This is a genomic window from Halomonas sp. 113, assembly GCF_904067645.1.
Lineage (GTDB): Bacteria > Pseudomonadota > Gammaproteobacteria > Pseudomonadales > Halomonadaceae > Vreelandella > Vreelandella titanicae.
Genome location: NZ_LR881453.1, coordinates 4996942 through 5019263, shown reverse-complemented (window position 1 = coordinate 5019263; position 22322 = coordinate 4996942). Strand labels below are relative to the sequence as shown.

Sequence of the window (22322 nt, the reverse complement as noted above, 5' to 3'; positions counted from 1 at the left end):
TTTAACCCTTCAACGCCAGAATGCGTCTGGCACCGTTAAGTACAATGACCCCCGCGATGGTGCCGATAATCAGATCCGGATAATTGGACCCGGTCCACGCGACCAGGGCGCCGGCGGTGATGACCCCCAGGTTGATCACCACGTCGTTGGCCGAAAATATCCAGCTAGCCTTCATATGAGCTCCGCCCCCTCGATGTTTGGATACCATCAGCAGACAGGCGGTATTGGCAATCAATGCGACGAATGCGATGGCTATCATCACCAGCGATTCAGGCTCACTACCGAATACAAAGCGCCTCACGACCTCTACGAGTACGCCAACAGCCAAAACCAGTTGGACCACACCAGCAACGTGCGCAACACGGACCTGCCTTTTCACGCTATGCCCAACCGCATAAAGAGCGAGTCCGTACACTGCCGCATCAGCAAAATTGTCCAGGGACTCTGCAATGAGGCCAGTTGACTGAGCCATCAGACCGGCAGTCATTTCCACCACGAACAGAAGTGCATTGATGCCGAGCAACCAGCGCAGGGTCCCGGATTCTTGCTTAGCAGAAGCTGCCGAGAACTCGGCGGCCTTGATGGTCTCCGGATTTGCAGCAACGCTTTCCTGAAGCGCGGCTCCTAGCCCCAAGGTCTTCAGTTTCGATGTGACGGGCTCGACCTCGCCGTCATGCACGACCTTCAGCCGGCGGTTCGACAAGTCGAAGGACAGCGCTCGAATCTCCTCAAAGCCGCTCAGGGCTAGGCGAATCATTCGCTCTTCTGACGGACAGTCCATCTTCGGCACGGCATAAACGCTGACCCATCTCCCCGGCGCTTCGGAGGAGGCCTGTATATCGGTATCCGCTGCGGACGTTGCATCACCGCCACAGGCGCCACCACAGGATTTGCTCATGATACGACTCCACTTGAACAATGTTGTGGTACCATTTAAAACTATAAAGCTACTATAAGGTCAATAGAGTAAAGAATCCGTTGGGGAGGAGGCTGATGCGCATTGGTCAGTTGGCGCAGTTGGTAGGGGTCGAAACACAGACGATCCGCTTCTATGAACAGCAGGGCTTGTTGCCGCCGCCTGATCGGCAGGACAACGGTTACCGTGTCTATACCGAGAAGCATGGTGAGGGGCTGGCCTTCATCCGTCGCTGCAGAATCCTGGGCCTGTCACTGGCTGAGATTCACGAACTACAGAGCTATCAGGACGACCCTCATCAGCCTTGTACCGCCGTCAACGCCTTGCTCGATGATCACATCTCTCATGTGCGGTCGCAGATAACCGCTCTGCAAGCGCTTGAGAAACAACTCGTTTCACTGAGAGCGAGTTGCAACGATGACCGGGAAGTTGAGGCGTGTGGGGTTCTTGCTGGAATTAGCGAAGGAAACATGCACCAGCAGTAGGTGAAGCATCAACCAGATAATCCGATGAGATGCCGGTCTGTCTCACTCTCATGCAAAGGTAAGATCAACCATTAAATCCGTATACCCAAAACCTCTAGCAACTAAAGCTTCAACCCTTGAGCATTGTCTATTTGCACCCCTGGATTGGGAAGAGCGTCCCTTGCTCCCAAGCAAGTCATGGCGTGCTGGGCCGAAGTGATCATGTTTTAGGTACGGAGCTCAATCCACTTCAACCGGTAACGTCCAATCCACCATGAGTAGATTCATTTATTTTGTCGAGGCGCACCTTGTCTGGTTTGTGATGTTCGTCGCGGGGGTAGGCTTACTCTTTCCGGCCACCGGAATAATACTTGAGTTCGCGATTGGGCCATTACTGGCATTACTGATGTTGATCATCAGCCTCACATTCGATGCGCATGCAGTGCGCATCGTGTTCCGTAAGCCGTCACGGCAGTTGTTGGCATTGGGGCTGGTCTATGGGCCGATGTCGATTGCCGGGTGGCTAACGGGCCGTCTATTTTTTGGAAGCGGCCCGCTGGCTGCTGGCCAAACCTTGCTCGGCACTCTGCCGACGGATGTGTCCTCTCCTCTTTTGGTACTGATGGCGAAAGGCAATGTGGCGCTTGCCGCTGTTTTCAACGCAGTCAACACTGCGTTATGTCCGTTTATTGTTCCCTTCCTGTTTTTATGGCTCACTGGCCTCCAGTTAGACGTACCGCTGGGCTCAATTATTCTTGAATTAACACTGATCGTGCTTGTTCCTACCGTGATTGGGGTCAGCTTGCGGACAAAGTTCTCGACTTTCTTTGCACGGCATGATTCAGCGTATGCAGGGATAGGGTCAATTTTGTATCTGCTGATCCTACTCGCTGTGGTCGGGCCGAATGCCGCCACGATCATTGGCTATGGTGGGTATGCGTTTGTGATTGCGGGGGCGGCCCTGTGCCTCAATTTGATTGGGTACCTGGTAGGTATGTCCTCACGGTTACTCACTTCTGATCGCAAAGAGGTGATTACCTATCTTTTCACGGTCAGTAAAAAGGAATTCAGCATCGCCGCAGCGTTTGTCGCTGCTTCCGGTTTGCCATCAGAAATCGCGATTCCAGCCGCTTTTTTTGCCGTGATTCAAATGATCACTTCGCCCATCGCAGCGAAGATTCTCGCCCGCCACTGAAGGGATGGCCGTATCGGTTCTCCGTAAGAAGAGCAACCTGCACACGGTGTGTACAGGTTGCTCTTACCGACAAAACAGATACCGCCTACTTATAAGGTTGCAAATAGTAGCTACGCTAAGTCACTGCGACCAATACTGACCTTGCTAAAAGCATTTAACACAGAGGCTTCGCAGGGTATCTGTTCCTTTTTGGATTTAGGGTGCTTAAACGTATCGGCGAATCCTGGGCAGTGACGAACTAGTTTTTGGACAACACCTTCTACGTGCCGCACGTTAGACAGCACTTGGCGTAACCACTGCTCGAAGCTGCCTTGGTGGCTCAGCGTGAAGACTAAACCTTTATAGGAAGGAGGCTTGGATGCCTCCTCGCTACCACCAGCTCTGGGTTTTGGAGGGCGTCGTTGGATCTCCATGAGATAGAGCGTTTGATCTAACACATGCACCCGAATGACGAGCACCCCGCGAGGTACCTTGGTCTGAGTATCAACGTAAACCCAATTGGCGACTGTCGTTTTCACCTCCTCGTCTATTTCGAAAGGTTCGAGGCTGATCAACCGAGGGTCGGGGGAAGTGCTAAAGCCGTCTTCAAAGGTAAACCAGCTAACGCCACGAATCGTTGCGGGATAGGCCGATTGTAAATAGAGAAGCGCATTCCACATATCACGTAGAAAGCCCTGTGATTCCAGTGTAATAGGAGCATGAATAGAGGCCTGTCCGACCCCTTTTCCTGATCCATGTGGCTCCCCAGTGGAGAAAATGGTTTCGTCACCCGGAACGGGGACGCCTCGTGTATCGGGCACATTTTTTCGAGTATATCGTTTATCCAAGACGGCGCGAGGCTTACCTAAAATAACGAATTCGTCCTCAGGAAGGTCTAGCCAAGAAGAGCCATGGTCGGGCTCTTCATCATCCGTCAGGTCAATGACATCGGGGATGTCTTGAAGCTGATGATAGGGAAATTGAGTGGGAGCATCATCGCCATCGGTGGCTGGTACTGTCGTTGACTTCTCTCTTTCGCGGTGGATCGTGGCACCGTCGGGCTGCGTACAGCCTAATATCTGCAATCCTAGAAATGTGTTGCCACCATCAATTGGAACGCCAGAAACAGAGATTTCCCCGCTGCCTTGAAACCATGGGGTGGCTTTTAAAAGCATTTCATCTGGCGTGGAGCTGGTTTCAAATTGTGAATATATATATTTTGCAGCGCGCTTGGCATACGGATCGTACAACATATGCGCGAGCAAAATGGCATCGTGTCTATGAACATGATACGTAAATTTGACAGGCCACGTACCTGGGGATACAGGCGCATCAAGCGGTCGATAAAGACGTTTTTTGACTTCTTCCCAAGAGTAAGTGGCGAGCACTCGCTTGATTTCAGAGGATCGACCGTAAACGCGAATAAAAAATTCTGTGCAAGGGATGAGCAAGTGTTTGCCATCTGGAAGGTCAAATTCAATCAGGTATGTTTTGTGCTGATTTTTCTGGGGTAAGTAGTTCGAGTCATGAAAAGTGGTATAGAGGCTTCGTCCTGATTGTCGTAAATCATCTAAGGTGACAATTCGCCAGCCGCCTGGAGAAAAAGAAACGGAGAATTTTCTTTCCTCGTAGGCAATACGAGAGCTACTCACGCCCTTTTCCCATACTGACCCTATTCTCAATAGCCCAAGATGCGTTAAGACAGTCTCACGTCTCATCACGCCTCCTAAGTTATTTTCATGGTCGATAGTTCTTAAGAAGATATGGATTTTAGGGACGCTTCGTAAGCGATTGTTTTTAAATATAGGCCCGTACCACCAAACGACCAAGCGCTCTGCCTCGTCTTTTAGGGTGCCATCCCGGAAGCTAAAGGTTCTGGATTGTTTGAGAGAAACGGTCACTAGGGCGCGCTCTATGTAAACTCGACATAGAGATTGTCGCAGCAATTATTGTTTAGTCGCAACAATTGTTGAAAATGACAGCCGCCACCTACCAGCGCCGCAGCGCTGGCACTGTGATGGGGCTGTCGAAATGGCCTTTTTCCCCAGTCCGCTTCCAGCGGTAACCCGCAAACCGAACGCACGGCGGCGACTGCCAGAGCATCCTCCTCAGAAAGCGGCGGCAGAATGCCCGGCAGGCGACTGGCCAGCATGGTTTTGCCGGTGCCGGGTGGGCCTGCAAACAACAGGTTGTGTATTTCAAGACCCATGTTTATGCTGGCGCATCCAAACGGATGCCAGACAGTGAGAGTCAGAGACATGGACAACCAGCAGCAAAGGCCCAAGGCTTATAGCTACCTTCGCTTTTCTACCCCTGAGCAAATGCAGGGCGACAGCTTCCGCCGACAATCCCAGTTGGCAAAGGAATACGCTGAGCATAATGGGCTGGAGCTAGACGAAAATAGCTTTGATGACTTCGGCCTGTCTGCGTACCAAGGGCGGAACCAAGAGACCGGATCTCTACGCTTGTTTATGAGGGCTGTAGAAGATGGAGCAATCCCATCTGGCTCTTACCTATTGGTTGAGTCTCTGGACAGGATTTCCCGGCAGTCTGCTAGGAAGGCATCTAACCTGCTGGGCGAAATCTGCGACATGGGCATAACGGTAGTCACCCTGTTCGATGGCAAGGCTTACGATGCCAAGAGCCTGGACAGTGACCCGGTGGCCTTCATCATGGCTATACTGATTTTCCAGCGTGCTCATGAGGAGTCGGCAACTAAGGCTTACCGCCTTCGCTCGGTCTGGCAAGAGAAGCGAAAGAAAATAGCATCTGGAGAGCCTGTCCGGCTGACATCTCGCGGCCCACAATGGCTCCGACCTGCTGGAGATGGAGTCTCCTTTGAGATCATTCCAGAAAGGGGAGAGGTAGTCCGCCGTATTTATCAGATGGCCCTAGATGGAGTAGGCAAGAAATCAATCTCTGAGGCACTGAACACCGAGGGAGTCCAAGTATTTGGGCGAGGCCAATACTGGCACACTAGCTACATAAACAAGATTCTGAACAACCCAGCGGCTTATGGCACTCTCACGCCTTTCACCAGTAGGCCAGAGAGCAAGACAGACAGAGAAGCCTGTGACCCTATTGAGGGCTATTATCCTGCTGTGATCGACAAGAAGACCTATGAGGATTTCCAGGCCCTGCAATCCAGCAAGGCACCAAGGAGGGGTAGGCACTCCAAGAGCCAAGTAGAGAATGTCCTGGGCGGCTTGTCCGTCTGCCCACTGTGCGCCAGCACCATGGCTAGGGTGTCCAAGAATAAGGCGAAAGGTTGGGTTTACCTTGTCTGTCAGAGAGCAAGGCAGGGAGCAGGTTGTAAGTATAATGCTATTCGCTATGACCGTGTTGAGCCAATGATTTACAGCAAGATACACAGGCTAGTTGATGCCTGCCCTTCTGGTGATGACTCGCTTGATACACAGATAGAAGATGCAAAGCTGGAGCTAAAGCTGAAAGAGAAAAGCATTGATAGGATGCTGGAGGTTATAGAGCAAGGAGAGATGCCACCTAATGCCAAGGGCATACCCTTCTTACAGGAGAGGCTTGCTAAGCGTAGGTTGGAGCTAGATGAACTCAAGGCGGGCATTGCTGACCTGCACCACCAGCGGAGCATCCTAGGTACTGAGCTAGCAAGGCATCGTGCAGAGGGCCTAAGAGCTGTTGTGCTTGGTACCCCAGAGGACAAGACGCTTATCAATACCAAGATGCGTGAATGCTTCTCCAAGGTGGTAGTTGATTTCCAAACAGATAGCCTAGTTTTCCACTGGAAGCAGGGCGGGCATACCTCACTTAGATATAAGTAAGCGAGGGCAGTGAGAGGGCTAGGTGAACTCATTGCAGGGCTGGACTAGGACAGATTTACAAGGATGTCTGCTACCCCACCCCATACCTAGCTCTTACCACCCTGGGCGACGGGGAAAGAGGTGAGCGGTTAAGGCGGAGATGCCTTCACAGGATTGCTTACAGAATTTTGCATCTGGCATTTGAGTGCTATGCCTGCTGGCGATGGCAGCCTGTGCTGGCTTCTGCTGGATGATCTCACTCTGACATGGCCTACCATGCTGCAATCTTCTACATCGCCTTAGATGGCCGTGCAGGGCGGTCTGGCTGGTACTGGCTGGAAGTCTAATGGATGCGAGTGGTTCTCATGTATGCGCCAGCAGTACCGTCTGTGCTTGAAATCCAGGGGACTATGCCCCTGTCACTTGGCTACTTTTCAAGGAGAGCCGCCTGTATTGCCCTGGTCGGGAGCGCCGGAGAGGTAGAGTAGGCCCAAAGTGATTGTGAGACCTCTTGCTAGGAGATCTCTATCAGACATGCCCCTACCGTACTACTAATGCTCGGGTCGGCCTAGAAGGCCATACACAAGGGCTAGGAGGCTCATGTCTTTATTAGCATTTATTCTCATCTATATAATGAAAACCCTGCCGATGCAGAGCCATAGGGCTTGACTACAAAGGCAGGGCGAAGTGGGCTGTAATGCTGGTACTAAGGTGTCGAGGCCAGCCGGGGTGTAAGGGAGGCTAGGCAGGAGCTAGAATCAGGAGGATAGACTACCCTCGGCACTCTAGCCCTTTCTTACCTTTGGTTCTACCAAAGCAGAAATGCAAGGAATTTGCAGGTACCCTATTGATTAAGGTGGAAATTACATTAATTGGCATGGTAATTGCAAAAGCACCCTAGGCATCCTGGTATTCCTGTAACGTCCTAGGTTTACTGCCATCTCCTTTTCTAAGGAGAAAAGGGTAAAGGGGTGCTAGGACTACTGGTGTGCTGGGCTTCCTATGACGTTCTGGTATTCCTGTACGTCTAAGAGAGACATGCTTTCTTCTATACTGCGGGTTAATTGCTATTCGTTAATTACTCCCATGCAAAAGCCATAATAGGTAACAGCCATGTCTCTAATGATACGCTTGCTATATAGAGAATCCGGGGGAGCATCCGGCAATTGATCGTAAAATGCGTCAATCATCGACTCTAAGGAGTCTGTAACTATCCCCTGTTCTTGGGATGGATTTGTTAGGAATCGCTCTCTAGCCTCCTCCTTGGTAGCGCCAGCCAGATAGCGAGTATTGCCCACCTGAAACACCTTATGGTAAAGCGAGCGGCATTCTGCCTCGTATTGCTCTAGCGCTTTGCTCTCGAACTCTAAGGCCTGTTGTGTGCTTTCTGCGTTGTCCTGGGCGATTGCTGGCGCTGATAGCAGGGCTAACAAGCTGGTTAATCCTAATGCTTTTAACTGCATGAGCTGTGCTCCTGATGCTAGTGAATGAAGCCCGTTGATTTGTTGTGGGTCTCCAAAACCATAACAGTAACAGGTTATGGCCCCCGGCCGCCGCGACTTCCAGCGCCCGGCGAGCCTGCTGCTGGCCGCGCACATCGGCGAGATCATCCACTGGGGTGGTTGTTTTCACCGAAGCGCTGAGCTTGTGCGGGGGTATCTTCTCTTGAGCGAGTAAGTGCGCCACTACCTGCCAGAGAGTATCGGCAGGCAGCACCGGCAAATCGCCTGCCAGGGCGGCTTCATCGGCGCAGTCGCGGGGAATGATCAGTGCTTTTTTCGCCCGCCGGGTGGCCAGGGCAAAGGGCAGTATGCCCGGCACCGCGCGCAGCTTGCCATCCAGGGCCAGCTCACCAGTACACTCCATGCCCTCTAGCGCTTCCACGGGAATTTGCCCGGAGGCGGCGAGGATGCCCAGTGCAATGGGCAGATCAAAGCGGCCACCCTCTTTAGGAAGATCAGCGGGGGCGAGGTTTAAGGTAATACGGCGGGTATTAGGAAAATCAAAGCCCGCATTAACCAGTGCACTGCGCACCCGTTCGCGGCTCTCTTTTACCGCCGTTTCCGGCAAGCCCACTAGCGTTAGGCCCGGCAAGCCGTTAGCCAGATGCACTTCAACATGCACCGCCGGTGCATCTAAACCTACGCCTGCCCGCGTGGCTACAATGGCTAGCGTCATTGCACTCCCTCGCTGATTTTTCGTACGGCCTTAAGCTACTGCTTGGCGAAACCTACGTTATCTTGAGTATTTAAACTAACGTAATTAAGAACGCTTTGGTAGCCTTATGGCTTGCTAATCAGTAGAGGAAGCGTTCACCACAGTCGATGCGTCTAGCGCTGCGGTAAGTTCGCGAGCAAAGCGTTGGGCGGAAAGGAGCGCGCCGAAGCTACATACCGGAGGTAAGCGCAGTAGGTTATCGTGTTTAACGCCGGCGAGTTGTTGCCATAGGCCGCTTTTATCAAGCTGTTCTTGAACCTTGGCGGGCAGGGGGGAGATGATGATGAGCGTTGCCGTATTGAGCAGGCAGTCACGAAAACTAAATAAGCACGTCGCCAGACGGCTCGTATTAATAAAACAAAGAAGCTCGCTAAGGAAAAGATAATATTGAAGCTCAAGCACCTGGTAAAAGTGGGTTATCTGCTCCATCTTATATAGAAATGCTAAGTAAGATTTAATATTTGAGCTACCTAAAGAACCATTTGAGAACGATGCCTAGAGAATGAATGTGGCCCATTTGGACTATCTCAAGCTATAGATTGCTGAGATCCTCACCTGGACGACGGAAGGCTGTAGTTATTTCGCTCAGTAAAGCCATTAGATTTTCTACCCCAGGGCCAAAGAAATTATGATTTGGCTTGAAGATAAAGTAACACATCCACGTGTGCAACATATGCCCAATTCGTTTGTAATTGTGCAATAAAGACGGACACCAACGTAGATGGTAATATTGCCCCATAAAGGGAGGTGTCTGATGACCAAGAAACAACGTACTTTTCGCCCGAATTTAAGCAGGAAGCCGCCAGCCTAGTACTGGATCGGACTAAAAGTGAACATTGGCAAGCAATTTTGATGGATTAACCGAATGCTCATATACCCACGAATGAAAGGTTTTGAAAAATAGATATACTCTAAAAATATTGCTTAGTCTTGTCATTACATCGGTATGTCGATGCGCGTTCTTGCGAAAATATTCTGAAGAGGTACATTAAGTGAATCTATGCGAACCTGAAATGAGTGAGGTATAAGTGGAAATTACAAAAAACGATGTCGTCATTCTTCTGGACGATCCTTGGGATAATATAGTCATATACCGTGTGCTAAATGAAACAAATAAAGAATTCACATTAGTTCCGGTTTGTGATTTGTTTAGCTGCGAAAATCTAAGAACAATACCTATTTGCGAGCAGTATAAGTTGTTAATTTTTCCTTTCACAAGTTTTTCAAGTCAAAAATATAAAAAAATAATCGATTATATCAGCCGTATAGGAGATCTAGTATGTGCATTGCTTGACAAACATGAGGTATTGTCGCTGGAAAAACTTAGCGGTTTGATAATAAGACATAAGGTAAAGTATAAGCTTAACGATGATGATGTTGAATGGATATTACGTTGCCTAATCGCTTGTAAAGTAATTATAGCCACGTGTAAAAAAAAGATTGTCGAATTCAAAGTTTCACCCTCATATAAGGTTCGGGAAAAACAGCGTAAATTCTCTGCTACGATTGCTACCGAACTGGCCTCATTGAGTGAAAGAGTCAGGTTTATCATCGATCACGCCCCAACAGTTGGGACTTATCGTGAGAACCTCCTACAGAACTCACTACGAAAACACTTGCCTGAGCGCTATCATGTAGCAACAGGGTTTATCTTTGGCGTTTCTAAACAAATAGATATATTGATTTATGATCGAGTCGATTATGCGCCGTTGTTCCGAGAAGGTGACCTTGTAATCGTGCCGCAGGAGTCGGTTCGCGCTATTATTGAGGTAAAAACCCGATTAACGCCTAGCAATATTGTATCAGCACTGGAGCTAATTCATGCTGTATCGTACCTTGATGACAACCAGCCTCCTTTTTTTAAAGGCATATTCGCATTCGAAAGCTCAATGAAGAACGAGACCTTATACGATAAAATTTTTAATTTTTATACTGACTGGGATAGTCATGCACAGGGTGGGCGTGGAGAAAAGATTATAATGCCTTTTCAGCACCTTACATGTGCCTGCGTCATAAATAAGGCATTTGCCTACACTCGCTACGTTTGGAATGAAAACAAAAGGCTGGTGCCGAAGTTGTTTTCTAAGAATAGCGCTACTAACCTCGAAAGCCAGACTAGTTTTTTTATGCAGAGCCTATTATCTCACCTTAAATTTGGCGGCATGAAGCCATTCAAAATTGACTACATGAGTCGGATGCTCGGTGAAGATACGTTCAGTAATGAAGTTAAAGATCTTAGAGCTGGCGATGATAGCTGGGGAGCATATTTTAGATTTGACGAGGATGATATTGAAGGGAATGAAGTGGCAGAAATGGAAAAGCTCATCCTCAGTGCTCAGCAATGGTTGGACAGTGAAGAAAATTTCGACACTTAACCACCGGAAATCTGAGGTGGTCGAATTTTCATATGCACCATAGAGAAAACCGTTTAACTATAGTTCTTTCATTTTTTAAAATGTATCAAATATAACCTGGCTTGGTAATCCCCTCGAAAAATCAAGATAGCGTATTCAATCGGTGAGCTCACTTAGCTCGCGGGTAAGGCTTTTGCATCTCCTGGCAGATATCTATGCTGGGCAAATAGAACAAAGTGATCGGGGCGATTCACTCCAGGTGTGGCTTTAAACCTTCAAATATGGTTGACATATACGTCTGTACTGGCGGCTCCTGGGCTAGCAGCTTCAGGTTGGGTTGGGTGCGCAGGGTCATCGGTTTACACACAAGTTTATAAGCCGAGCTGGATAATTCGAGAAGTATTAAGCAATGACTAACCGTCGACATCAGAAAAAGATATCTATTAAGAAAAGAACTATTCTAAGGTGAAAATTTCTGTATTTTCAGTTGCTTTGCCCAAGCGAGCGAGAATTTGGCATGTCATACGGCGGCCGAAAAATAAGGTTTTCCCCAACCATTGTATGCCTGTTCACTATGTCAGAATTGTGGCGTATTCTATTTGCTTTATTGGCTGGGGAGGATGAAGGGCGCATGTGCGCATCGGGGTCACTACAGCCTGATCAATAGCGTCAACGGTGCTCTGAGTGGGTACCACACTAAATTCTACATAGCTTTTTTATCATAGAAATGGTCATGCAGGTCTAGTAGTCTCTATGGCATCTTAAGCGAAATTTCCTGAGTACGCAGACAGGGTATCTGCATACTGAAGATTGGCTGTACAGACCTGAGAAAAGACAAAATGCAGAAAACATCGTCGAAAGATTTAATCGCGCTTGAACTTCAGAAGGAAAGTCCGGATTGGAGATTAGTTGAAAGTTTGAGCCGAGTTGAGGTTTCTCAAGATCCAACGAATGTCAGATTTTCTGTCGACGCTGGTCACATACAACGATTGGGTGTTGAGCTAGTCGGCAAGAAGGACACTGCGCTTTCCGAGCTAATAAAAAATGCATTTGATGCTGATGCAACAGAAGTCAACCTCCACTTTCAAGACAGCAATATTACCGGAGGAACTTTAACAATTTCCGACAATGGATCTGGAATGACAATGGATGTCATTAGAAATAGTTGGATGCGCATTTCTACAGTTGCTAAAGCTGAGTATCCACTTTCACCATTTTACGAGAGACGGCGAGCAGGTCGAAAGGGAATCGGTCGATTTGCAGTGCAGAGGCTTGCGAAAAGTTTAGAACTCCGTACAAGTCCAAGCGGTGAACCGTATGGACACAGTGTATTCTTCGATTGGGACGAGGAGTTCACAGCAGGTAAAGATCTTAATGACATATTCAACCAAGTTCAAACATTTGAAAAGGAATTAAACGAATCAGGCACTGAATTAAGAATGATTTGTCTTCGTGACTCATGGACACCTGCGGCTATCTCTAGGGTATGGCGTGCAGTGCTTTTGTTGCAACCTCCATTCAAGATTGCAAAGGTGTCAGGAAACAAAATTGGGAAGCAAGCAGATCCAGGATTTACTGTCAGGGTAAATGGCGAAACTAATGATAAAAGTGATGACTCCTTCTCTATTGAGAAAGACTTTTTGAGTCAAGCACTAGCATCTATTGAGGCAAGTATTGAAGAAGATGGTAAAGCTAAGGTTCGTGTAATATCAAAAAAACTCGATTTAGACGACTTTGTGGACTTTGAAGATACATATGTTTTAGTTGGTCCGGTTTCACTTACATCAAGATATTTCATCTATAGTAGTGAAACCTTGTCCGGAATGAGAATGCAAGAAGCAGCGGCAATGGGTCGTAGGTATGGCGGCATACGTGTTTATCGGAATGGTTTTCGGGTTCTCCCTTATGGAGACCCTCATGATGACTGGCTCGGAATGGATTCTTTTGCCTCACGTCGAAAGTTTTTAGCACCGGGCAATAACCAAAACTTTTTTGGTCAAGTTAGCATTCTCAGCGAAGAAAACCCCTTGCTCGAAGAGACCGCGAGCCGTGAAGGGTTGCAAGAAAATGAAGCATTTGAAGAACTTCAAGATTTCGCGAAAAAAGCACTTTTATGGGCTATCAATAGAATTGCAGCAGCTCGAAACCGAAAGCAGACGGCATCGCAGCCTCGATTCGTATCCCAAGTTCGCCCACCTTCGCAATCGATTAGAACAGCGATTGAACTTCTGGAAGATGAGGGAGCATCTGATGATGATAAATCTGGTCAAGGTGAAACAGAATCAGATGCCCATAACTCACTGCCTAAGAATGAGCAGTTATTAGGTGCTTTAAAGGCAGCAGAGGAAGACGCAAAAGCTAGTGAGGAAGAATACGAGCGACAAAGGGAAGCATCCCTACAATATGAGGCAATGCTGCGCTTACTTGCATCCCTCGGGCTTTCAATCAGTGTTTTTGGCCATGAAGTAAAGGGAGCACAAGAAGCGATACGAGCACGTTTACAGCTTATGTCAGATGAGATTGAGGCTTTACCAATCGATGAATATCAAGAAAGCCTTCAGAAGCAGCATGAAATGCTCGAAACAAGCACCCGTCGCTTGTTCGATATTGGTGGTTACATTGCAGGTCTTATGTCCCAAACTGAAAGCCGTGATCTTCGAGAACTTTCAGTTACAGGTTCATTAAAGCGCTTCGGTAAGCAGTTTGAAAGTTACATGTCTAAACAGCAGGTAATATTTGATCCCGTTGATGTAGCTCCTTCAAGCTTACGCACTATCGAAATGCACGCTAGTGAACTTGATTCTGTGCTTCTGAACTTCCTTACTAACTCTATAAAATCAATGAAAAAAGCTAAAGTTTCCCAGCGTCGAATACGTATGGATGCTAAACGCGAGGGTAAATATGTTGTCATTGGATTTGAGGACAATGGGATTGGTATACCGAAAGAACAGCATGAGCTTATTTTTGATGCATTTTATACTACGACATTGATCGCCGAGGATGATGGTTTAGCCGGGCCTGGTACTGGGTTAGGACTCAAAATTGTCTCAGATATTGCAAAAAGCTATGGAGGAGATGTTTCTGTTGCCGAGCCTAGTAAGGGCTTCAATTGCCGAATAGAATTTAAAATTTTAGCGAATGAGGTCACGCAATGAGCTATATAGGGATTTTTGTTGAAGATAACGATACTGAAGCTGGTTTTGCTGAACAAATGTCTACAAAAGGCAAGCTTCAGATTAAGCATGAAAGGCCACAACCTGTTTCTAAACATTCTAAAGCTATCTTCAGTGCCAATCCAGATTTGTTAGTGCTCGATTTTCGTTTAGATTTAGATCTTGGTGATATGGATGCCAGCGAAGCCTATAAGGGCAGTGCTATGGCGCAGCAGATACGAGATCAAGCGATTAATGACCCTCGTCATGATTTCCCTATTGTATTAGTTTCAAGCGAAGAAAAAATTCGTGACCAGTTTGAACCAGATCGAACTTCGCACGATCTTTTTGATAAGGTTTATGCTAAAGAAGAGGTCAATAGTAATAGAGATAAAGTAAGAAGAGAAGTAATTAGCCTTTGCAAAGGCTATAAAGTGCTTAGATCAAAGGTTGGAGCTTTCAATTTACTTGATCTTGCTGGGCTTAGCTCTGAACAAGATTATGTGCTGGATTACCAAGAATTGCAGCTTTCATTAAGCCGCGCAGTTGCTCCGCATTTAATTTCTGCAACTTTCTTGAATTTACTAATTGGTCGAACCGGTCTGCTTTTGGATATTAATGAAGCCTGCGCACGCCTTGGTGTATCCAGCAGTGAAGGAAACAATATCGCTGCAATACTAGATGAACACGGCCTCAAATATAAAGGAATCTTTTCTGATGGATGGTCGAGGTTTTGGGCGCATTCTCTTGACGAGTTTGCATATGATATATTTAAAAGTAGGGCAACAGGAATACCTGCAGACGATAGGGCCACTGAACTTTCTAAATATTGCGGGAAAAAATTACAGCCTGCCCTGTCACCTTGGACTGGAAAAACTGATGAACTAATAGCATTCTCTTGTGCATGCTGCAGCAACGGTACCGAAATGAGGCACTCGGTAGGTGTGTTTGAAATGGGGTTGCCAAGTTTTGCTGTCAGGCGCCGTATTTGTTGGCGTTGCATTCATGAAGATCGCTATTTAGATACTCAGCCTCCATTCATGATTGATGATTCTGACAAAAGTCTAGTCGAAGAAATAAAAAAGCGAGAAGTTCCGGAGTGAATTTAAATGACGGATATTAAAGCTTCAGATGCAGGTGAAGCGCTAAAAATTATCGCACACAAATTAAATAACGTTAATGTAATTGAGCCTGAAGGGCTCCATACTTTATTGCGAGTTGTAAGGGATTTGAAGGCAGGAAAACGAAACCAACACTGGCTGCTAGATGTTGATCGTGGTAATCCAATCAAATTTAAGAAAGGCATCACATCAGATGGAAAATTCGTAAGGCCAAAAATAGATTTTGCAAAAATTAGAGTAAATCAATCCTATGAGGGTCGACCTCCTTTCGAAAGTTTTGATTTGGCTATGGTGCTAGAGGATGATGCTGAAGATATTTTGTCTCGTTGGCATATCGATCTGGCCAACAATGGAGAAGATGGTTTTCAAACTGGCCCGTTATTTCATCTACAATTTGGCGGGCGGAATAATGGGTTCGATCGCGCTCATGACCATCCAGTCAAAGAACCTAGGTGGTGCCATCCACCTATGGAATTAGCGTTGATGAGCGAGATGATTGTCGCAAATTTCTTTGAGCAAGCTTGGCATACATTGAGCAATGACCCCAGCTGGTGCACGAGTATATGTTTGTTCCAAAAGCTTTGTTATGAGAGCTATCTTTTGCGCTTACAAAAATGCCTTGATGCTCCCTCTGGTTCTACGATCCTCAAACATGTTTGGGCGTCAAACTGGAGCTAACCGACGCTTTTCGAGAAGTTTTACTCTAAACAGAGTGTTTGTTCACTCTGTTTATGCCACTGTTGTAAATCATAATGCTATGCTAGTGGGCTTATTCTAAATGCCCATTTTAATTTATATCAGCTGATTGAATATAAAGCTCTCTGCTTACTGTTACTGAGAAGAAACATATTCAATCGGATTGCCTTTCATGTTTTTACATAGCGCTGAGGACGGCGTTGATTTCTTATTTTTTCTAGGGTATTTGGTAATAAATCAAAACAATCACGACTTGTTCCAACTGGTAGGGCAGAGGCGAGAAGTGCATCTGCTATAGCCATAGCCCCGACGAAGTCATTTTGACGTAATGCTTCATCAATCTTTAGAAAAGCTCGTTTTACAGCTGCCGGACTGACCTCTGGCATAAGAACAGCAATTTTTTTTGCTTCGCTAGGCTCGTGCTTGAGTACACCAGATCCGTATCGACGGCCGACGATTTCGGCTGAAATCTGAGAAAAGCTACTGAGTATGCTGATGCAAAGAAGTTCCTTTTTAGACTGACTAATGCCGTCTTTAAAATAAACTCTATGTATCGTGTTAGTACTGTTACACCCCATATTGTTTAGGACAAGTTTAGGGCCAAAATGATGCATAACCGGAAAAAATGCATCGGGTACTTTGGTGTCTCCAGTGTTATACCATATCTTGCGTTTTTTGAATGTGGCTGTAGAGTTTCTTCGTTCAGTTGGAAAGGTATCAATATAAGAGAAAACGCGCTCGTTTTCCTCTCGGCCAAAGCCATTTACTAGATATCCTTTGAAGCCAGAATCAAGAGCAAAGTCGTGGTCACTATCTGTATATTTTAGACCACTAACCTGCTTGAACTTTGAAACAATTAAGTCGCAATCGCTAGGCTTTAATTCTTTTGCCATCAGTTGCTCATGATTTAGGACGAAGAAATCATTAGCACCTGTCACAACACCAATGTTTACGAGCGCCATATCGCCAAATTCTTTACATACAGAACTGCTAGCGAGTTTTTCATAAGCAAGACGAGCTTTGCCTTTTAAGTTAAGCAAAGCCGGGCGTTCATATGAAGCATTTCTACTACGGGTAGTTTTGCTCCAGCTTTCGATAAGCGATTCCAACTCTGTCAGTGTACTGGCCTCTCGGAAGCTAACACTGCAAGCATCGTGTGGCTCTAAAGAGTGACCTTCGGCAAGAAGAATAATGGTTTCCTCATCAGTACCTTCGTTTAGGAAAAGCCGCTCGTGAATCACATAACATGCAAGCTTGACGAAATGTCTAGAAAGATAACTCCTAAGCTCGCGAGCATAATTAGCGTGAAGGTAGGCTCCCGGAAGCACCCAAGCCATCCTTCCGCCTTCTTTAAGCATCGAGATCGAGTGAGCGACAAAATATGCCCAAAGGCCTGCACGGCCACCGAGTTTTCCTGCACCAATTATGCGCCGGTTCAATTCACCTCTTTTTTCGCTCTCAATCTTCTGAAACGGTATATAGGGTGGGTTGCCCATCACAACATCGAAACTGGTCGGCCAGTTTGGTGGTTCATGTATATCAAGGAAATCTTGTTTCAAAAAACGATGTAAATCAACTGGACTTTCAAACACCTCCGCTAGGAACTGGAAGGCTACGGTGTCTATATCACAGCCATAAATAGACTGCCTTGGATCCTGACTGCCCAACTCGGTCAAAATTTTCGTTGCAGATTTTAGAAAACCACAGCCACCAAAGCTAGGTTCCAGTATTTGATCATGGCAGCTTCTGATCGCCCACCTAGAGAGAATATCGCTCAGCCTCTCAGGGGTATAATAAGCGCCAAGCAAGCGTTTCTCTGCGATGTCGCGTGTTGTGGAGCGTCGGCTACACATATGTCTCCTTATGGCGCAGAGTGTTGAAGCTTGTTACACCCTCAATTTATGGTTTTGAATTATCCCTTCGGACTAAACATTCTTCAAGGTATACAGTAGATCAAGGAGGCGGGACATAAATGTAGCCACCGATAAGCAATGTGCCTGATGTGCGTAATATGGCTTATTTACCTGAAGCTAAACAGGAGGCTGCTAGCCTAGTGCTCGTCGATGGTGATATCCATCTTTAAGTACCTTTTTTAGCGAATATATCACTGTTTAATCCTCTTATTGCGGGCTCAGGACTGTAAGTGCCGTGGTTAATTCCTGGGCAAACCGCTGGGCGGAAGGAAGCGCGCCGAAGCTCCATACCGGCGGCAGGTGAACTATCCTGTCGTGCCTGACGCTGGGGAGCTGCTGCCACAGGCCGCTTTTTGCAAGCTTCTCTTCGACTCCGGTGGGCAGCGGGTCGATGATTACCATCGTTGCTTCTGGGTAGCGTGCCAGCGCTTCAATCCCTACCAGTGCAAATCCCCAGGCATTCGTGGCTTGATCCCAGGCATTGGGGAGGTCGAGCTGCTCCAGAACGGCGTTGTACAAACTGTTTTCCCCAAACACTCGCACGTGGCGGGCATCCATAAATTGCACCATCAGCAGCGGCGCAGTTTCTGATGGTGAGAGGGTGCGGGATTCGCGCAGGCTAGTCATCAAGGCCTGGGTTTCTTCAATTAGCTCTTCTGCTTGGGGCTGGCGCTCGGTTAATTCGCCTAGCTGGCGGGTCAGGGTCTGCATCTCCTGCCAGGTATCGGTGCCGGGGGAGTAGAGCGAGAACGACGTGACGGGCGCTATTCGCTCCAGACGCGGCGTTAAACCGGCGAACATAGGTGAAATAAGCGTCTGTTCTGGCGGCACCTGGGCCAGCAGTTCCATATTGGGCTGGGTGCGCAGGCCCATATCGGTGGCACTATCGGGAATAGGTGGCTCGCCTACCCAGGCATGGTAGTCACTCTGCTGGGCGACACTGCTCACCGGCGCATCAATCGCCAGCAAGGTTTCGGCAATCGTCCAGTCCACCGTTGCCCACTGGGCCTGGGCGGTTGACAGGTGCAGCATACAAACGGCAAATAGCCCGCAGCGCGCGAGCAAAGAGAACAGGTTGGTGTGGCGCATGGTGGTGAGAGGCCATCCAGAAAATAAGGAGTGTATTTAAACGATAATATTTATTGTTTGCAAACCTCTATTCAAGCTAAAGGGCCCAGGTAAAGTGGCCTGGGCAGGTGTGTTAACAATTACTTAGCAATACTTAGTCAAGGGCGTAGAGCAGAAGCTTAGAAACGGTAGTGAACACTGGCGGTGACGCCGCGCTCGGCACCGAAGTAGCAGTACTCCAGGGAGTTGCAGGAGGCCACGTACTCTTTATCCAATAAATTGTTCACGTTTAAACGTGTTTCGACCCCTTCTACGCCGAGTTGGCTGAGGTCGTAGCCAATGGTGGCATCCACCAGAGTGTAGTCGGGCACGGTTTCGGTATTGGCCCGGTCAGCGGCGATATCGGCGTAGTGACGCACGCCGACACCCATATCCACGCCGTTCAGCCAGCCGTCGTTGGCCTGGTAGTGGCCCCATAGCTGCACTTGGTGCCGTGGGGAGTAAATGGCGTTGTTGCCCTGGTTACCGTCGTCGCTTTTGGCGTAGGTGATGTCGGTGAAGCTATAGCCTGCCTGAACCGATAGGGTATCCGTTAGCTGGGTTTGTGCTTCCAGCTCCAGCCCTTGGGATTCGATCTCCCCTACGGCGCGGTATGGGTCGGTGGGCTGCTCTTTGGTGGCGACGTTCTCCTGGCCGATATGAAATAGCGCCGCGCTGTATTGGTTTTGGCTACCGTTAGGCTGGTATTTAACGCCGGTTTCCCACTGTTCGCCTTCCATGGGCTGGAGCAGATCGCCACTCTCATCCACGAAACTGGTGGGGGTGAAGGCGGTAGAGTAGCTCAGGTAGGGCGCTACGCCGTTATCGAACAGGTAGACCACCCCGGCGCGGCCACTGAACTGGGTGTCGCTAAGGGAACTGGTATCACCGCTATCGCGGTTGGCATTGTCGATATTGACCCAGTCGTAGCGGCCACCCAGGGTGAAGCGCCAGTTATCGAGGGCTATCTGGTCTTGCAGGTAAACCCCGGTCTGGTCGATCTCATGGCGTTCGCGCACCGGGGCGTAAAACTCGATGGGGTCGCTGCCATAAACCGGGTCAAACGCATTGAGCGGCGGGAAATACCCAGTGGGCCATGACACGTTGTTTTCCCGCTGCTGGTAATCCACTCCAAACAGCAGCGTGTGATCCATAAAGCCGCTGCTGAGTGTGGCTTCAAGCTGGTTATCGAGTGTCCAGGCTTCCAGAGATTCATTGCTGCCGGAGTAGTAGCGGGTGAGCTCGTCAGAGGTCGGTGACGTCCAACCATAGCCATAGACTTGATTGAGCACTACGTCGGAATTGAGATAGCGCATCAATTGGCGGCCGGTCACCTGGTCGTTGAAGCGGTGTTCCAGGGCGTAGCCGAACATGCGTTGGGCTCGCTCGTAGGTGTCGTAATCCTTTTCACCATCAAAGAAGTTGTTGCTGATCTTGTGGCCATTATGGGCGACCACGGCTCCCTCATAGGGTACGCCGGAGTGGTAGCCGCCTTCGGGTTCATCCTGTAGGTAGGCTTCTACGGTGAGGCTGGTGTCATCGGTGATATCCCAGGTGAGCCGGGGCGCAATGGCGTAGCGCTGCTCTTCTGCCGGGCCAAACTGGGTATCCGCGGCGCTGGCAATCCCGGTTAGGCGAAAGGCCACCCGCTGCTCTTCGCCAATCGGCCCGGTGAGGTCAAAAGCGGCGCTGCGCTGGTTATGATTACCCACTCGAAAACGCAGCTCACCGCCCTGTTCAAATTCCGGCCGCTTGCTGTTCAGGGCGACCACCCCGCCAGGGGAAGCGCGGCCATAGAGCACCGAGGCGGGCCCGCGCACTACTTCAATGCTTTCCAGAAACCATGGGTCGATGCGCATGCTGCTATGGGAGTTGGCATCGCCCATCACTTTCAGGCCATCCAGGAAGGTATTGCTCAAGCTGCCGTCAGAAAAACCGCGCAGTACCAGGTAGTCGAAGCGATTGGAGGCGCCTACCTGGTTGCTGTAAACACCGGGCGTGTAGTCGGTGGCGCGCTGCACGGTACTTACTCCGCGGTTATCCATCTGTTCGCGGGTGATCGTGGAAACGCTCTGGGGTATTTCGATCGTCGGCGTTTCCACTTTGGTGGCAGCCTGCTGGGCAGTCACCGTGACGGTGGCTAACTCGGTGCTTTCTTGAGCGTATACCGGGGAAACAGCCAGTGCCGAGAGAACGGCGACGCTAAGCGGAGAGCGTAGAAAACGGTGATGGGGGATGAGCATGGAGGCACCTGCAATAAGCATCAATTAACCAATGTGTTAATGAGAATTATTGCGCTTAATGGCTACTGAAAGGTATGCGCAATGACAAAGGGAGTATGCGTACTGCCAAAAAACGTCCAACAGAGGAACTTAGCGCTCCAAAAACAACCCTGCGGCTTTAATGGCGATGGTGTACTTCATGGGGCGCAATGCCAAAAGCGCGCTTAAAGGCGGTGGCAAAATTGGTGGCGTGGCGGTAGCCACAGGCGTGAGCGGTTTGCTGCACGCTATAACCTTTGCGTAAGTAGTCTTGAGCTTGGGTCAGGCGACAGCGTCGTAGGTAGTCGAATATCGAGCAGCCATAACAGCGGTGAAACTTGGTGCGTAGGCTGCTCGGGCTCATCGCGGCATTGCGGGCCAACTGCTCAAGCCGATAATCCTGGTTGGGGGAGTGTTCGAGCTGCTGACGCAAGTGCTCCAGGCGCTGGTGGTCGCGCTGGGTTAAACCCGGTGGCAGGCTGACTGCCTTTTCTTCGTCGCTGGACTCAAGGGAGGCGGCAGGCAGCCCATGAGCTAACAACTGGAGCGCGAGCCCCTGCCATAGCAGGCGCTGCCGCTCTACTGACCAGTTCGAAGCCAGTGCTGCCTCCAGGCTATGGATAAGGAACTGCGGCACCTGCCAAGTATGCAGTACGGGCGCTGCCGGAGGGGCAACATTGATAGGCGAACAGCTAATGGGCGAGAAAGAGAGAGGCTCTGTGCAAGCCAGAATCGATACGTTGAGAATGCGCAATCGTTGTGGCGCGGGCTGGAAGACCTCAAGCCCGGTCTGCTCGTTGAAATGGGCACTGAAGGCGTCGCCGGCCTGCAACTGAAACGACTGGTGCCCTAGGCCGACTTGGATATGGCCCTCGAGTATCACGCTGAGAAACCACGGCGCGGCACGCCGGGAAGTGGAGGCGTAAGCGTGCAGGACATCAAGATCAGAGTGTGTCACCCGCAGCGTGGGGGCTACCTCAACGTCCATCACCCGCCCATGGGCAACACAAGGCGCTGGCTGGGAGCGGTCAGGCGCTTCGGGAAAGCGGTAGTCGATCCCGAAGCGCTGACCAATAGCCAGCAGGTCATGGGTGGTTAGTGGTACGCAAGATGGCGTTATTGAGCCGAGTGTAGCCATCCCCGTTACCTCACCCTTGAGCGGTTGTCA

14 protein-coding genes and 2 pseudogenes are annotated in these 22322 nt (G+C 49.1%); 7 read left to right on the top strand and 9 right to left on the bottom strand.

What is annotated here, in order from left to right; genetic code table 11:
- Position 1 precedes the first annotated feature (1 nt).
- Entirely contained in the window at positions 2-898 is an 897-nt protein-coding gene (locus YERSI8AC_RS23305; protein WP_159178004.1) for a cation transporter, read from the bottom strand.
- Between the two features lie 95 nt (positions 899-993).
- Here YERSI8AC_RS23305 and cadR point away from each other — a divergent pair, with 95 nt between their 5' ends.
- Positions 994-1401, top strand: coding sequence for a Cd(II)/Pb(II)-responsive transcriptional regulator (gene cadR / locus YERSI8AC_RS23300; protein ID WP_004364961.1), 408 nt, complete (start codon positions 994-996; stop codon positions 1399-1401).
- A gap of 253 nt (positions 1402-1654) precedes the next feature.
- Complete coding sequence (locus YERSI8AC_RS23295; protein ID WP_141440364.1) at positions 1655-2575, top strand: bile acid:sodium symporter family protein; 921 nt, start codon at positions 1655-1657, stop codon at positions 2573-2575.
- A 110-nt stretch (positions 2576-2685) separates the two neighbouring features.
- On the opposite strand, the gene YERSI8AC_RS23290 is transcribed toward YERSI8AC_RS23295, so the two are convergent.
- A complete protein-coding gene (locus YERSI8AC_RS23290; protein ID WP_141440365.1) occupies positions 2686-4455 on the bottom strand; it encodes a hypothetical protein in 1770 nt (589 codons plus the stop codon).
- Between the two features lie 80 nt (positions 4456-4535).
- Positions 4536-4748 (bottom strand): annotated as a pseudogene (locus YERSI8AC_RS23285) (ATP-binding protein); the annotation flags it as partial.
- Positions 4749-4812: 64 nt separating this feature from the next.
- Here YERSI8AC_RS23285 and YERSI8AC_RS23280 point away from each other — a divergent pair.
- Positions 4813-6354: a recombinase family protein gene (locus YERSI8AC_RS23280; RefSeq protein WP_159177719.1), complete on the top strand. Its 1542-nt coding sequence runs from the start codon at positions 4813-4815 to the stop codon at positions 6352-6354.
- A 1509-nt stretch (positions 6355-7863) separates the two neighbouring features.
- Here YERSI8AC_RS23280 and YERSI8AC_RS23275 read toward each other — a convergent pair.
- Positions 7864-8511 (bottom strand): annotated as a pseudogene (locus YERSI8AC_RS23275) (magnesium chelatase domain-containing protein); the annotation flags it as partial.
- A 114-nt stretch (positions 8512-8625) separates the two neighbouring features.
- A complete protein-coding gene (locus tag YERSI8AC_RS23270; RefSeq protein WP_321169483.1) occupies positions 8626-8979 on the bottom strand; it encodes a hypothetical protein in 354 nt (117 codons plus the stop codon).
- Positions 8980-9578: 599 nt separating this feature from the next.
- Between YERSI8AC_RS23270 and YERSI8AC_RS23265 the strand changes: the two genes are divergently transcribed.
- From YERSI8AC_RS23265 to YERSI8AC_RS23250, 4 genes are all read left to right on the top strand, one after another.
- Positions 9579-10925 (top strand): DUF6602 domain-containing protein, encoded by a 1347-nt coding sequence (locus YERSI8AC_RS23265; RefSeq protein ID WP_159177718.1) that lies wholly within the window; start codon positions 9579-9581, stop codon positions 10923-10925.
- An 818-nt stretch (positions 10926-11743) separates the two neighbouring features.
- The gene (locus YERSI8AC_RS23260) at positions 11744-14059 is read left to right on the top strand and encodes a sensor histidine kinase (protein WP_159177717.1); all 2316 of its coding nucleotides are present in this window, start codon (positions 11744-11746) and stop codon (positions 14057-14059) included.
- A complete protein-coding gene (locus tag YERSI8AC_RS23255) occupies positions 14056-15159 on the top strand; it encodes a hypothetical protein (protein ID WP_159177716.1) in 1104 nt (367 codons plus the stop codon). The genes YERSI8AC_RS23260 and YERSI8AC_RS23255 overlap by 4 nt, the downstream gene beginning before the upstream one ends.
- Positions 15160-15165: 6 nt before the next feature.
- Positions 15166-15855, top strand: coding sequence for a hypothetical protein (locus YERSI8AC_RS23250; RefSeq protein ID WP_159177715.1), 690 nt, complete (start codon positions 15166-15168; stop codon positions 15853-15855).
- A gap of 188 nt (positions 15856-16043) precedes the next feature.
- Here the strand turns inward: YERSI8AC_RS23250 and YERSI8AC_RS23245 are convergent, their stop codons facing one another.
- The 4 genes from YERSI8AC_RS23245 to YERSI8AC_RS23230 form a co-directional block, all read right to left on the bottom strand.
- A complete protein-coding gene (locus tag YERSI8AC_RS23245) occupies positions 16044-17726 on the bottom strand; it encodes an N-6 DNA methylase (protein ID WP_159177714.1) in 1683 nt (560 codons plus the stop codon).
- A 267-nt stretch (positions 17727-17993) separates the two neighbouring features.
- Complete coding sequence (locus YERSI8AC_RS23240) at positions 17994-18875, bottom strand: ABC transporter substrate-binding protein (RefSeq protein ID WP_159177713.1); 882 nt, start codon at positions 18873-18875, stop codon at positions 17994-17996.
- A gap of 158 nt (positions 18876-19033) precedes the next feature.
- The gene (locus tag YERSI8AC_RS23235; RefSeq protein ID WP_159177712.1) at positions 19034-21136 is read right to left on the bottom strand and encodes a TonB-dependent siderophore receptor; all 2103 of its coding nucleotides are present in this window, start codon (positions 21134-21136) and stop codon (positions 19034-19036) included.
- Positions 21137-21293: 157 nt separating this feature from the next.
- Entirely contained in the window at positions 21294-22292 is a 999-nt protein-coding gene (locus YERSI8AC_RS23230) for a helix-turn-helix transcriptional regulator (protein WP_159177711.1), read from the bottom strand.
- Positions 22293-22322 lie beyond the last annotated feature (30 nt).

Bases quoted from the DNA above. Each gene is read 5' to 3' on its own strand.
- YERSI8AC_RS23305 (WP_159178004.1), bottom strand. From the start codon at position 898: ATGAGCAAATCCTGTGGTGGCGCCTGTGGCGGTGATGCAACGTCCGCA.
- cadR (WP_004364961.1), top strand. From the start codon at position 994: ATGCGCATTGGTCAGTTGGCGCAGTTGGTAGGGGTCGAAACACAGACG.
- YERSI8AC_RS23295 (WP_141440364.1), top strand. From the start codon at position 1,655: ATGAGTAGATTCATTTATTTTGTCGAGGCGCACCTTGTCTGGTTTGTG.
- YERSI8AC_RS23280 (WP_159177719.1), top strand. From the start codon at position 4,813: ATGGACAACCAGCAGCAAAGGCCCAAGGCTTATAGCTACCTTCGCTTT.
- YERSI8AC_RS23270 (WP_321169483.1), bottom strand. From the start codon at position 8,979: ATGGAGCAGATAACCCACTTTTACCAGGTGCTTGAGCTTCAATATTAT.
- YERSI8AC_RS23260 (WP_159177717.1), top strand. From the start codon at position 11,744: ATGCAGAAAACATCGTCGAAAGATTTAATCGCGCTTGAACTTCAGAAG.
- YERSI8AC_RS23255 (WP_159177716.1), top strand. From the start codon at position 14,056: ATGAGCTATATAGGGATTTTTGTTGAAGATAACGATACTGAAGCTGGT.
- YERSI8AC_RS23250 (WP_159177715.1), top strand. From the start codon at position 15,166: ATGACGGATATTAAAGCTTCAGATGCAGGTGAAGCGCTAAAAATTATC.
- YERSI8AC_RS23245 (WP_159177714.1), bottom strand. From the start codon at position 17,726: ATGTGTAGCCGACGCTCCACAACACGCGACATCGCAGAGAAACGCTTG.
- YERSI8AC_RS23240 (WP_159177713.1), bottom strand. From the start codon at position 18,875: ATGCGCCACACCAACCTGTTCTCTTTGCTCGCGCGCTGCGGGCTATTT.
- YERSI8AC_RS23235 (WP_159177712.1), bottom strand. From the start codon at position 21,136: ATGCTCATCCCCCATCACCGTTTTCTACGCTCTCCGCTTAGCGTCGCC.
- YERSI8AC_RS23230 (WP_159177711.1), bottom strand. From the start codon at position 22,292: ATGGCTACACTCGGCTCAATAACGCCATCTTGCGTACCACTAACCACC.